13 protein-coding genes are annotated in these 13,762 nt (G+C 32.9%); 12 read left to right on the forward strand and 1 reads right to left on the reverse strand.

Translation table 11 applies throughout. From position 1 onward, the window contains the following. The first annotated feature begins 7 nt into the window (after positions 1 to 7). The 7 genes from HMPREF2561_RS08535 to hfq all read left to right on the forward strand — a co-directional run bounded on the left by HMPREF2561_RS08535 (position 8) and on the right by hfq (position 7,365). Positions 8 to 541 carry a glycerol-3-phosphate responsive antiterminator gene (locus HMPREF2561_RS08535; RefSeq protein WP_017174634.1) on the forward strand — a complete coding sequence of 178 codons (534 nt, stop codon included), beginning with the start codon at positions 8 to 10 and terminating at the stop codon, positions 539 to 541. A gap of 250 nt (positions 542 to 791) precedes the next feature. Further along, positions 792 to 1,610 carry an MIP/aquaporin family protein gene (locus HMPREF2561_RS08540; RefSeq protein WP_070468675.1) on the forward strand — a complete coding sequence of 273 codons (819 nt, stop codon included), beginning with the start codon at positions 792 to 794 and terminating at the stop codon, positions 1,608 to 1,610. 95 nt (positions 1,611 to 1,705) lie between these two features. Next, the gene (gene glpK / locus HMPREF2561_RS08545; RefSeq protein WP_061815408.1) at positions 1,706 to 3,205 is read left to right on the forward strand and encodes a glycerol kinase GlpK; all 1,500 of its coding nucleotides are present in this window, start codon (positions 1,706 to 1,708) and stop codon (positions 3,203 to 3,205) included. A 147-nt stretch (positions 3,206 to 3,352) separates the two neighbouring features. Then, on the forward strand, positions 3,353 to 5,023 hold the full coding sequence (locus tag HMPREF2561_RS08550; RefSeq protein ID WP_002488651.1) for a glycerol-3-phosphate dehydrogenase/oxidase: 1,671 nt from the start codon (positions 3,353 to 3,355) through the stop codon (positions 5,021 to 5,023). Between the two features lie 208 nt (positions 5,024 to 5,231). Then, positions 5,232 to 6,167: an alpha/beta hydrolase gene (locus HMPREF2561_RS08555; protein ID WP_002448832.1), complete on the forward strand. Its 936-nt coding sequence runs from the start codon at positions 5,232 to 5,234 to the stop codon at positions 6,165 to 6,167. A 3-nt stretch (positions 6,168 to 6,170) separates the two neighbouring features. Continuing rightward, positions 6,171 to 7,169 (forward strand): tRNA (adenosine(37)-N6)-dimethylallyltransferase MiaA, encoded by a 999-nt coding sequence (gene miaA, locus HMPREF2561_RS08560; RefSeq protein ID WP_037541000.1) that lies wholly within the window; start codon positions 6,171 to 6,173, stop codon positions 7,167 to 7,169. Next, positions 7,123 to 7,365, forward strand: a complete 243-nt coding sequence (gene hfq / locus HMPREF2561_RS08565; RefSeq protein ID WP_002448741.1) for an RNA chaperone Hfq — start codon at positions 7,123 to 7,125, stop codon at positions 7,363 to 7,365. The genes miaA and hfq overlap by 47 nt, the downstream gene beginning before the upstream one ends. Before the next feature lie 190 nt (positions 7,366 to 7,555). Here hfq and HMPREF2561_RS08570 read toward each other — a convergent pair whose 3' ends face one another. Further along, on the reverse strand, positions 7,556 to 8,032 hold the full coding sequence (locus HMPREF2561_RS08570; protein WP_037541002.1) for a glutathione peroxidase: 477 nt from the start codon (positions 8,030 to 8,032) through the stop codon (positions 7,556 to 7,558). 109 nt (positions 8,033 to 8,141) lie between these two features. Here HMPREF2561_RS08570 and hflX point away from each other — a divergent pair, with 109 nt between their 5' ends. From hflX to glnA, 5 genes are all read left to right on the forward strand, one after another. Continuing rightward, positions 8,142 to 9,380 (forward strand): GTPase HflX, encoded by a 1,239-nt coding sequence (gene hflX / locus HMPREF2561_RS08575; RefSeq protein WP_070468677.1) that lies wholly within the window; start codon positions 8,142 to 8,144, stop codon positions 9,378 to 9,380. 25 nt (positions 9,381 to 9,405) lie between these two features. After that, positions 9,406 to 10,644: a methionine gamma-lyase family protein gene (locus tag HMPREF2561_RS08580; RefSeq protein ID WP_070468680.1), complete on the forward strand. Its 1,239-nt coding sequence runs from the start codon at positions 9,406 to 9,408 to the stop codon at positions 10,642 to 10,644. 140 nt (positions 10,645 to 10,784) lie between these two features. After that, on the forward strand, positions 10,785 to 11,759 hold the full coding sequence (locus HMPREF2561_RS08585) for a tRNA dihydrouridine synthase (protein WP_049379239.1): 975 nt from the start codon (positions 10,785 to 10,787) through the stop codon (positions 11,757 to 11,759). Positions 11,760 to 11,968: 209 nt separating this feature from the next. Beyond that, positions 11,969 to 12,337, forward strand: a complete 369-nt coding sequence (locus tag HMPREF2561_RS08590; RefSeq protein ID WP_025987220.1) for a MerR family transcriptional regulator — start codon at positions 11,969 to 11,971, stop codon at positions 12,335 to 12,337. A gap of 20 nt (positions 12,338 to 12,357) precedes the next feature. Then, entirely contained in the window at positions 12,358 to 13,698 is a 1,341-nt protein-coding gene (gene glnA, locus HMPREF2561_RS08595) for a type I glutamate--ammonia ligase (protein ID WP_017174642.1), read from the forward strand. Positions 13,699 to 13,762 lie beyond the last annotated feature (64 nt).

Here is a 13,762-nt window from a genome sequence, read left to right on the forward strand (position 1 = left end):
CATAGAAATGAAAGAACACGTACTACCAGCAATTCGAAATATGAAAGATTTAGAGAAATTAATTCAAACGGATTATAAAGTGTGTGTCCTTTTAGATATGCATGTAGGTCATTTAAGAAGCATTATAGAGTTACTTAAAAAACATGACATTGAAGCATATATTCATATTGATTTAATTAAAGGAATGGCACATGATGAATATGCATGTGAATATATCATTCAAACTTATAAACCAAAAGGGATTGTTTCAACAAAAACAAAAGTTATTCAAAAAGCAAAATCATTAAATGTACTTACTATTTTTAGAGTTTTTATTATTGATAGTCAAGCACTCAATCGTAGTATACAACTCATAAAGAAAGTGGACCCAGATTATGTTGAAGTACTACCAGGTATTGCTCATAAAATTGTTGAAAATGTAAGAGAAGCAACGACTGCTAAAATTATAGCAGGTGGGCTAATCGAAGAAGAAAAAGAAGTGAATGATGCAATTAATAGTGGTGCAAGTTATGTAACCACAAGTAACAGAAAATTATGGTAGAAATTATATTTTTAACCTGAGACAAAATTGATGTCTCAGGTTTTTTTATGTATTGATAAAAAATAATTATAATACGCTCTTTTAATCTATAAAATAAATTGTGACAATTTTTTTACAAAAATCATTGACAACGCTTACAATTATTTTGTATGATTTATACAAGTTAATATTTGAATGAGAGATGAAGAGATTTCTGCAACCCTAATTATATAGTTTGTAGAAGTCTCTTTGCCTTGTAGGAGGTTAAAACATGAATGCTTATTTAGCAGAGTTTTTAGGCACGGCCATTCTTATTTTGTTCGGTGGAGGCGTATGTGCAAATGTAAATTTAAAACGTAGCGCTGGACAAGAATCTGATTGGATCGTTATTGCCGCTGGATGGGGCTTAGCTGTAACTATGGGAGTTTATGCAGTAGGACAATTTTCTGGAGCCCATTTAAATCCAGCTGTGTCAATTGCTTTAGCAGTTGAGGGAAGTTTTAGTTGGATAAAAGTACCAGGATATATTGTTTGTCAAATGTTAGGAGGAATTGTAGGAGCTACACTTGTTTGGTTAATGTATTTACCACATTGGAAAGCAACTAAAGATCAAGGTGCAAAATTAGGCGTATTCTCTACTGCACCTGCTATTAAAAATTATTTTGCTAACTTTTTAAGTGAAATTATTGGAACTGCTATTTTAAGTTTAGGGATTTTATTTATTGGGGTAAATAAAATTGCAGATGGATTAAACCCATTAATTGTGGGTAGTTTAATTATTGCAATAGGTTTAAGTTTAGGTGGGCCTACAGGTTATGCCATTAATCCAGCTCGTGACTTAGGACCAAGAATTGCACATGCGATTTTACCAATTGCTGGTAAAGGAGGATCTAATTGGTGGTATGCTATTGTACCAGTACTAGGACCAATTGCTGGCGGTATGCTAGGTGCTGTGATTTATCAGGTTTTTTATAAAAATGAATTTACTTTTATGAGTGGTGTTAGCATTGTAGTTGTAATTGTTACATTACTGATTGGTTTAGCGCTTAATAAATCAAATAAACATAAAGATATTGAATCGATTTATTAAAAGAAAAATTTTAGTTTTAAATCATATAATATATTGACTATGTGATTCAAAGGATACTTAACACATACAGTCAGAATGAAAGAAGGAGAAAAATTATGGAACAATACATCATGTCAATAGACCAGGGCACAACTAGCTCTAGAGCAATTTTATTTGATAAAGAAGGACAAATTCAAGGCGTTGCGCAAAGAGAATTTAAACAATATTTTCCTAAATCTGGTTGGGTAGAGCATGACGCTAATGAAATTTGGACATCAGTATTAGCAGTAATGGCTGAAGTGATAAATGAAAATGAAATTGATCCTGAACAAATTAAAGGTATTGGTATTACTAACCAACGTGAAACTACGGTCATTTGGGATAAGAAAACAGGTCGCCCAATTTATCATGCAATTGTTTGGCAATCTCGTCAAACACAACATATTTGTAATGAATTAAAAGAACAAGGCCACGAAAAAACATTTCGTAATAAAACAGGTTTATTATTAGACCCTTACTTTTCTGGAACAAAAGTAAGATGGATATTAGATAATGTTAAAGGTGCAAGAGAGAAAGCCGAAAATGGGGATTTATTATTCGGAACTATCGATACTTGGTTAGTGTGGAAACTATCTGGTGGAGAAGCACATATTACAGACTATTCAAATGCCAGTCGTACATTAATGTATAACATTCATGAACTTAAATGGGATGATGAATTATTAGAATTACTAGACATTCCTAAAGCAATACTTCCAGAAGTTAAAGAATCTAGTGAAATCTATGCACATACTAAAGATTATCATTTCTTTGGTCAAGAAGTACCAATTGCTGGTATTGCTGGTGACCAACAAGCAGCATTGTTTGGTCAAGCTTGTTTCGAACGTGGTGATGTGAAAAATACGTATGGTACTGGCGGATTCATGTTAATGAACACTGGTGAAGAACCTGTAACGTCTGAAAGTGGATTGTTAACTACAATTGCTTATGGTCTTGACGGTAAAGTAAACTATGCACTTGAAGGATCAATTTTCGTATCTGGATCAGCAATTCAATGGTTACGTGACGGTTTAAGAATTATTAATTCTGCACCGCAAACTGAAAACTATGCAACACGTGTTAATTCTACTGATAATGTCTACTTTGTTCCTGCATTCGTAGGACTTGGTACACCATATTGGGATTCTGAAGCACGTGGTGCGATTTTCGGATTAACTCGTGGTACTGAAAAAGAACATTTCATTCGTGCAACATTAGAATCTTTATGTTATCAAACACGCGATGTTATGGAAGCAATGTCTAAAGATTCAGGAATTGAAGTAAATAATTTACGTGTTGATGGTGGCGCAGTAAAAAATAACTTTATAATGCAATTCCAAGCAGATATTGTTGATACATCAGTTGAACGTCCGGAAGTTCAAGAAACAACAGCACTTGGAGCTGCTTATCTAGCAGGTTTGGCTGTAGACTTTTGGGAAGATAAAAAAGACATTGCTGATAGATGGAAATTAGAAACAGAATTTAATCCAGAAATGTCTGAAGAAACAAGAACTAAGTTATATAAAGGTTGGAAGAAAGCAGTAGAAGCTACTCAAGTCTTTAAATTAGAAGATTAATTTTTAATTATGGCTTAGTTACAAAGAATATGTTATGATGTAATTAAGTTAATACATTAGTCGAGATTTGAGAGACCTGTTATCATGCAGTATGCTTCTGTGTGTATAGGTCTCTCTTTTTTTAATATAAATTTTGGAGGGTATATTATGGCATTATCTACTTTTAACAGGAACTTAATTAAAAAGAATTTAAGAAATAAAGAATTTGACGTTGTAGTTATTGGTGGAGGAATTACTGGTGCAGGTATTGCATTAGATGCTACACAACGTGGTATGAAAGTAGCTTTAGTAGAAATGCAAGACTTTGCGCAAGGTACAAGTTCTCGCTCAACTAAATTAGTACATGGTGGTTTACGTTACTTGAAACAAGCACAAATCAAAGTTGTTGCTGAAACAGGTAAAGAACGTGCAATAGTTTATGAAAATGGTCCCCACGTAACAACTCCTGAATGGATGTTATTACCGATGCATAAAGGGGGTACATTTGGTAAATTCACAACTAATATCGGGTTAACAATGTACGATCGTTTAGCAGGCGTTAAACGTTATGAACGAAAAAAAATGTTATCTAAACAAGCGACTTTAAATAAAGAACCTCTTGTGAAAAAAGATGGTTTAAAAGGTGGCGGTTACTACGTAGAATATCGTACTGACGATGCTCGCTTAACAATTGAAGTGATGAAACGTGCTGCTGAAAAAGGCGCTGAAGTCATTAATCACACTAAATCTACTGACTTCGTATACGATGCTAAAAATAAAGTAAGTGGTATTAAAGTAAAAGATATGCTTACAGGTGAAGAGTATCAAATCAACGCTAAAAAAGTAATCAATGCTGCTGGTCCATGGGTAGACGAAGTGAGAAAGAAAGATTATACACGTAATAATAAACAATTACGTTTAACAAAAGGTGTTCACGTAGTTATCGATCAATCAAAATTCCCATTACGTCAAGCGGTTTACTTTGATACTGAAAAAGATGGTCGTATGATTTTTGCTATTCCTCGTGAAGGTAAAGCATATGTAGGTACTACTGATACATTCTATAATAATGAAAAAACAAAACCTTTAACTAACCAAGAAGATAGAGACTATTTAATTGATGCAATCAATTATATGTTCCCTGATGTGCATGTTACGGATGCTGATATTGAATCAACTTGGGCTGGCGTGCGTCCATTAATTTTAGAAGATGGAAAAGATCCTTCAGAAATTTCACGTAAAGATGAAATTTGGGAAGGTAAATCAGGATTATTGACCATTGCTGGTGGTAAATTAACTGGATATCGTCACATGGCATTAGAAATTGTTGATTTATTAGCTAAGCGTTTAAAACAAGAATATGGTCTAAAATTTGCGGATAGCAAAACTAAAAATACACCTATTTCTGGTGGAGATGTTGGCGGTAGTAAAAACTTTGAAAACTACGTAAATCGTAAAGTCCAAGAAGGTAAAGCACTTGGATTAAGCACAGATGTGGCACATAATTTAGCTTCAAAATACGGTTCAAATGTAGATAAATTATTCGCAATTGCACAATTAACGAATGAAAAAGATTTAAATATGCCATTAGAATTATACGTTCAATTAGTTTATAGTGTACAAAACGAAATGGTATATAAACCAACTGATTTCTTAATTCGTCGTACTGGTAAATTATATTTTGACATCAATACAGTTAAACAATATAAACAAGCAATCATTGATGAATTAGATAAATTATTAAATTATACTGCTGAACAAAAAAATGAATTTTCTAAAGAAGTTGATGAAGCTATTGAAGAAGCAACACATGGTAATCATCAACCTGCAGAAAAATAAATATAGTTAAAATAGTATAGCAACTGAGATTGGGTAAAAACACTCAATCTCAGTTTTTTTTATATTTTGATAAAATTTTTGAGTTTAAAGTATATATAACCTATTAAAAAGTGACAAACTATTTGATAACATTAAAGAGTATAGGTATATTAGTAGGAATAGTACGTTGTTAACAATACCATTATAGAAAGAGATTGGAGGCATATACGTGGGGCAAAGTGCTTATAAAATAACTGTAGAAGATGGAACAACTTTAGAAGTTAAAGTAGATAAAGCAAACATAGCGACTTATGGTATTGTACATATATTTCATGGTATGGCTGAACATATGGATCGATACGAAACACTTGTTAAAGCTTTAACACATCAAGGCTATGATGTGATTAGACATAATCATAGAGGACATGGGAAAGAGATTGATGAGAAAGAACGTGGACATTACGACAGCATGAATCAAGTCGTTCAAGATGCGTTTGAAATTGCACAAACATTATATGATAGTGAGAAAGGATTACCCTATATTGTATTAGGGCATTCAATGGGATCTATTATTGCACGTTTATTCGTTGAAACTTATCCAAATTTTGCTAATGGATTGATATTAACTGGAACAGGACAATATCCTAAATGGAAAGGAATTCCTGCAGGGATCAGTTTGAAATTAATTTCTATTTTTACTGGGAAGCGCAAGCGTTTAAAATGGGTCAATCAACTCGTTTACAAATCATTTAACAAAAAGATTGATCAACCAAGAACTGAAAGTGACTGGCTTTCATCACAGTCTACAGAAGTTGATAAATTCGTAAACGATGAGTATACCGGCTTTTTAGTTTCAAACCAATTAATTTATGAAACAGTAAAACATATGACACGTACTGCAAATTATAGTCAATTAAAAAAAATAAATAAACAGTTACCAATATTGATGATTTCTGGAAAAAATGATCCTTTTGGAGAGTATGGCAGAGGTATTAAATCCTTGGCCAGAAAATTTAAAAAAGCTGGTATTAAACATATTACGGTACAACTTTATGCAAATAGAAGACATGAAATATTATTTGAAGTTGATCAACAAATGATATGGAATCATATGTTTGATTGGATTCAAAAACAAGTATTGAAAAATAATCAGAGTGAGGCGTAATCATTGCAAGCATCAAAAAAACCTTTTCTAGTAGTTATTGTAGGACCGACAGCTTCGGGTAAAACAGAATTGAGTATCGAATTAGCTAAAAAAATGAATGGAGAAATCATTAGTGGCGATTCGATGCAAGTATACCGTCAAATGAATATAGGTACTGCAAAGGTAACAGAAACAGAAATGGAAGGGATACCCCATTATTTAATAGATATCTTAAATCCTGATGAATCATTTTCTGCATACGAATTTAAAAAAAGAGCAGAAGTGCTTATTGAAGATATTACAAAAAGAGGTAAAGTACCTATTATTGCAGGAGGTACAGGTTTATATATTCAGTCTTTAATTTACGATTATCCATTTGATGATGAAAATGTATCAGTAGAAAAAGAATTAAGAGTAAAAGAAAAATTAGATGCATTAAATCAATTGAATAATGATGACTTACATCGTTACTTAGCATCGTTTGATGAAACATCAGCTAAAGATATTCATCCAAATAATAGAAAAAGAGTACTTAGAGCGATTGAATATTACTTAAAAACAAAAAAACTTTTAAGTTCTCGAAAGAAAGTTCAACAATTTACAGAAAATTATGATACATTATTAGTAGGGATTGAAATGTCGCGCAAAACATTATATACAAGAATAAATAAACGTGTTGATATTATGTTGGGCCACGGATTATTTAATGAAGTGAAAGCACTAGTTGAACAAGGTTTTGAATCTAGTCAGAGTATGCAAGCAATTGGTTACAAAGAACTTGTCCCTGTTATAAAAGGAGAAATGGAATTAGAACCAGCTGTAGAATTATTAAAACAACATTCAAGGCAATATGCGAAAAGACAACTCACATGGTTTAAAAACAAAATGAATGTTCAATGGTTTGATAGAGAGACAATGTCACTTCAAATGATGTTAGATGAGATTACAACCCAAATAAATAAAAGGAGTTCTAAACATGATTGCAAACCAAAACATCCAAGATCAAGCACTAGAGAACTTTAAAGCAGAACAAACGGAAATTACTGTATTTTTCTTAAATGGTTTTCAAATGAAAGGTGTTATTGAAGACTTTGATAAATACATGATTAGCTTAGTTTCTCAAGGCAAACAACATTTGATTTACAAACATGCGATCAGCACTTTCACTGTGGATACAGAATCTACTGATTCAGAAGCTACAGGCGAAGGTGAAGAATAAGTTGTAATTAAAGTGCCAAGTTACTGAATTTTAGAGCGTAGTCCACGGTCGAAATGTATACGTAGCTTGCAAAATTCTCATCAATTTTTGCACTTTTGAACAAATAAAGGAAATGTTTGTAATAAAACAAAGCTTCAATATAGAACGATTGTCTATGACATAGTCATCTATATTGAAGCTTTTATTTAATTTATAGAAGTTTTTCAATATCTTTTTCAATTTGAGCAGGTTTTTTCTGAGGTGAGAAGCGTTGAACAATATTACCTTCACGGTCAACTAAAAACTTAGTGAAATTCCATTTAATTTTTTCACTTAACATGCCTTTAGCTTGACTTGTTAAATAACGGAACAATGGATGCTGGTTATCGCCTTTAACGTCAATTTTTTCATGAATAGGGAATGTGACACCGTAGTTAATTTTACAATTTTGATTTGCTTCAGCACCAGAACCAGGTTCTTGACCTCCAAACTGATTGCATGGGAAACCTAAAACAATAAATCCTTGGTCCTTATATTTATTATATAGTTCTTGTAATCCTTCAAATTGTGGTGTAAATCCACATTCACTCGCTGTATTAACGATAAGCATAACATCGCCTTTATATACATCTAATTTATAATTTTCACCATTAGATTTTTGAACTTCAAAATCATAAATATTTTCCATACTATCACCCTTTCAATTTAGCTTTAATTTAACATAGTTTTAGTCGTTAGTCTTTAAACTTGCTCTATGATAGAATATGTAAGACATGTTAGAAAAGGAGATGTATATCATGGCTCAGCAACACACTTATGATACAAAGAAAAAGTTAGAAACTGCTGTATTAGTTGGTGTACATGCTCAAAGTGATCATCAATATAATTTTGAATCTACAATGGAAGAATTAGAAGCTTTAGCGTTGACTTGTCAATTAGATGTTAAAGGACAAGTCACTCAAAATAAAGATCAATTTGATTATAAATATTATGTTGGCAAAGGTAAGATTGATGAAATTAAAGCTTTTATAGAATTTCATGACATCGATGTTGTTGTGACAAATGATGAATTAACAACAGCACAATCAAAAACATTAAATGATAATTTGGGCATTAAAATTATCGATAGAACACAGCTCATTCTTGAAATTTTTGCTTTAAGAGCGCGTAGTAGAGAAGGTAAATTACAAGTTGAATTAGCTCAACTCGATTACTTACTTCCTAGATTACAAGGACATGGAAAAAGTTTATCTCGTTTAGGCGGGGGAATTGGTACGCGTGGTCCTGGTGAAACAAAATTAGAAATGGATAGACGTCATATTAGAACACGTATGAATGAAATTAAACTTCAACTTAAAACAGTGGTCGAACATCGTGAAAGATATCGTAATCAACGCGAACAAAATCAAGTGTTTCAAATTGCACTTATTGGCTACACTAACGCTGGAAAATCTTCTTGGTTTAATGTTTTAGCAAACGAAACGACTTTTGAAAAAGATTTACTATTTGCCACACTTGACCCTAAAACACGACAAATACAAATTAACAATGGGTTTAATTTAATTATTTCTGATACCGTAGGCTTCATTCAAAAGTTGCCTACAACATTAGTAGCAGCATTTAAGTCGACATTAGAAGAAGCGAAAAGTGCTGATTTACTTCTACATGTCGTTGATGCAAGTCATCCAGAATATCGTGCTCAATATGATACGGTTAATCAATTGGTAAAAGACTTAGATATGGATGACCTTCCACAAGCAATCATTTTTAATAAAAAAGATCAATGTTCTGAAGAAACTGATGTACCGGTATCAGGCCATCCGTCTGTATTTGTATCAAGTCGTAATAATGAAGATAAATTAAAAGTGAAGCAGTTACTGTTTGATCAAATAAAAGCGACTTTGTCATATTACTTAGAAACTGTATCTAGTGAAGATGCAGATAGATTATACTTTTTAAAACAACATACACTTATCGAAGAAATGAAATTTGATGAGAATAATGAAAGTTATATCGTTAAAGGATATAGAAAATAATTATATATAAAGGAAGATAAATTGCATGTCAGATATTCAACACATCGTTTCTAAAGTAGAAGAAACGTTAACACCCTTATTTAAAGAAATTGAAGAAACTGCTTATATCAATCAGGAAAAGGTTCTTGATGCTTTTCATCATGTTAAAGCGAGCGAGAATGATTTAATAGGTTCTACAGGATATGGTTATGATGATTTTGGACGTGATCATTTAGAAGAGATATATGCTCATACGTTTAAAGCAGAAGATGCACTTGTTAGACCTCAAATTATTTCAGGTACTCATGCAATTACATTAGCATTGCAAAGTACACTCAAATATGGCGATGAACTGATGTACATTACAGGTAGTCCCTATGACACCTTACTTGAAGTGATTGGTGTTAATGGTAATGGTATTGAAAGTCTCAAAGAGCATGGCGTGACATATAAAGAAGTTGCATTAAAAGATGGAATGATTGATGTTGAAACTGTTTTAAATACTATTTCGAAACAAACGAAAGTTATTGCTATTCAACGTTCAAAAGGGTATGGACAACGACCTTCAATTACAGTAGATGAAATAGAAACTGCTATTTCTCAAATTAAACAACGATATCCAAATGTAATTATTTTTGTGGATAATTGCTACGGAGAGTTTGTAGAGCGTCGAGAACCAATAGAAGTGGGTGCAGATTTAATTGCAGGGTCATTAATAAAAAATCCTGGTGGTGGATTAGCAAAAATTGGTGGTTACATTGCAGGACGAAAAGATTTAATCGAACGATGTGGTTATCGTTTAACTGCACCTGGTATTGGTAAAGAAGCGGGTGCTTCATTATTTTCATTGCAAGAAATGTATCAAGGATTCTTTTTAGCACCGCATGTAGTGAGTCAAAGCTTAAAAGGCTCATTATTTACAAGTTTACTTCTTGAAAAAATGAATATGAACACAGTACCCAAGTACGATGCTAAGCGTACAGACTTAATTCAAACCGTTCAATTTGATACAAAAGAACAGATGATTGCATTTTGTCAAAGTATTCAACATGCTTCACCAATTAATGCACACTTTAGTCCTGAACCTAGTTATATGCCTGGTTATGAAGATGATGTCATCATGGCAGCAGGAACGTTTGTGCAAGGATCCTCTATTGAATTATCAGCAGATGGTCCGATTCGTCCGCCTTATGAGGCATATGTGCAAGGTGGTCTAACTTATGAACATGTTAAAATTGCAGTAACACGTGCGGTTATGAATTTAAAAGAACAGAATTTAATTTAAGTAGTATAACACAATATTCAAAAATAGATAGTAATAAACATAATGAGAGTGAATTTCCTTTTGTATATGGATTTATTTTATGATAATATATCATGGTTAATTATACGAGATACTAATGAATAAGAAGGTTTAAATCAATTATGAAAGAAAATTTTTGGAATGAATTACCACGTCCATTTTTCATTTTAGCGCCGATGGAAGACGTGACAGACATTGTTTTTCGACATGTAGTAAGTGAAGCAGCGAGACCAGATGTATTTTTTACTGAATTTACAAATACGGAGAGTTTTTGTCATCCAGAAGGGATACATAGTGTACGAGGACGTTTAACATTCAGTGAAGATGAACAGCCTATGGTTGCTCATATATGGGGTGATAAGCCAGAGCAATTTAAAGAAATGAGTTTTGGTTTAGCAGATATGGGCTTTAAAGGTATTGATTTAAATATGGGCTGTCCTGTCGCAAATGTTGCCAAAAAAGGTAAAGGGTCTGGGTTAATTTTACGACCAGAAAGAGCAGCTGAAATTATTCAAGCAGCCAAGGCAGGTGGACTACCTGTTAGTGTTAAAACACGTCTAGGTTATTATAATATAGAGGAATGGAAAGAATGGTTAAGACATGTGTTTAAGCAAGACATTGCAAACTTATCTATCCATCTTCGTACACGTAAAGAAATGAGCAAAGTCGATGCACATTGGGAATTAATTGAAGCCATTAAAGAAATGCGCGATGAAGTGGCGCCTCAAACATTATTAACTATCAATGGTGATATTCCCGATAGACAAAAAGGAATGGAACTTGCGACGAAATATGGTATTGATGGAGTTATGATAGGAAGAGGTATTTTCCATAATCCTTTTGCATTTGAGAAAGAGCCACGCGAACATACAAGTAAAGAACTCTTGGATTTATTTAGATTACATTTAGAGTTATTTGAAAAGTATTCAAATGAAGAAACACAACAATTTAAAAGTTTACGACGTTTCTTTAAAATTTATGTGCGAGGTATTAGAGGTGCAAGTGAATTACGGCATCAATTAATGAGTACAGAAACTGTGGATGAAGCTCGAGCATTACTTGATGACTTTGAAGCAAATATGGAAGATAACCATTAATGAAACTTAACAATAAGAATACGCTATCGTATTGATGTCTTGAAAAATAATTTTTAAATAGTAAAAAGCCTGTAGATAACTGTATCTATGGGCTTTTACGTTTATATGTAAGAAATATTCAATTTTCATGTCAGAAAACCTAACATATTTTTGTATTTCATATTAATCTATGCTAAATTATAGACAAGTTCAAAAGTAGAGGTGAGGTTATAGTGTCTAACGATACAATAAGACGTAATATGGCCGTGTTCTCTATGAGTGTTGTTTGTAAATTGACAGAACTCACAGCAAGACAAATACGTTATTATGAAACACATGAACTCATTAAGCCCGAACGTACCGAAGGAAATAAAAGGTTATTCTCGATGAATGACTTAGAGAGACTGTTAGAAATTAAAACGTTAATTGAAAAAGGTTTTAATTTAAAAGGTATTAAACAAATAATTACAAATAATCAAGGGCACTTAACTACTGATGAACAAGAGACGAGAAAAAGAATGATTGTAGATGCAACTCAGAAACCGCGCAGTGAAGCTTTACCGATAAACCGTGGCGATTTATCACGATTTATTAATTAATAACTTGGAGGATGTCTACCATGCCAAAACATACTTTTACAAAAGAGGATATTCGTAAATTTGCAAAAGAGGAAAACGTAAGATATTTAAGATTACAATTCACTGATATCTTAGGTACAATTAAAAATGTTGAAGTTCCAGTAAGCCAATTAGAAAAAGTGTTAGATAATGAAATGATGTTTGACGGATCTTCAATCGAAGGTTTCGTACGTATTGAAGAATCAGATATGTATTTATACCCAGATTTAGATACTTGGGTTATCTTCCCTTGGACAGCAGGTCAAGGCAAAGTAGCACGTTTAATTTGTGATGTTTATACAACTGATGGTGAACCATTTGCTGGGGACCCACGTACGAACTTAAAACGTATATTAAAAGAAATGGAAGACTTAGGTTATACAGATTTCAACTTAGGGCCTGAACCAGAATTCTTCTTATTCAAATTGGATGAAAAAGGTGAACCAACATTAGAATTAAATGATAATGGCGGTTACTTCGACTTAGCACCAACTGACTTAGGTGAAAATTGTCGTCGTGACATCGTCCTTGAATTAGAAGATATGGGCTTTGATATCGAAGCAAGTCATCATGAAGTAGCACCAGGTCAACACGAAATTGACTTCAAATATGCAGATGCAATTTCAGCATGTGACAACATTCAAACATTTAAATTAGTTGTTAAAACAATTGCACGTAAACATAATTTACATGCGACATTTATGCCAAAACCATTATTTGGTGTAAATGGAAGTGGTATGCACTTCAACGTATCTTTATTCAAAGGTAAAGAAAATGCATTCTTTGATCCAAACGGCAAAGATCAATTAACTGAAGATGCTTATCACTTTACTGCAGGTATCTTAAATAATGCACGTGGATTTACAGCAGTATGTAACCCATTAGTCAATTCATATAAGCGTTTAGTACCTGGTTACGAAGCACCATGTTACATTGCTTGGAGTGGTAAAAACCGTTCTCCATTAGTACGTGTACCTACTTCAAGAGGTTTATCAACTCGTATTGAAGTACGTTCAGTTGACCCAGCTGCTAACCCATATATGGCTTTAGCTGCGATCTTACAAGCTGGTTTAGACGGTATTAAAAACAAAACTAAAGTACCAGAACCAGTAAACCAAAATATTTATGAAATGAATCGTGAAGAACGTGAAGCAGTAGGTATTCAAGATTTACCATCTACACTTTACACTGCATTAAAAGCAATGCGTGAAAACGATACAGTTAAAAAAGCATTAGGCAATCACATCTATAATCAATTTATTAATTCTAAATCTATCGAATGGGACTATTACAGAACTCAAGTTTCTGAATGGGAACGCGATCAATATATGAAACAATACTAATCGCTAAGCAAAAAGGGGAAAGACTTAGGGATATAAGAGGCTGGGACATAATTCCTAACAAAAT

Source organism: Staphylococcus sp. HMSC069E10, assembly GCF_001809205.1.
Taxonomy (GTDB): Bacteria; Bacillota; Bacilli; order Staphylococcales; family Staphylococcaceae; genus Staphylococcus; species Staphylococcus hominis.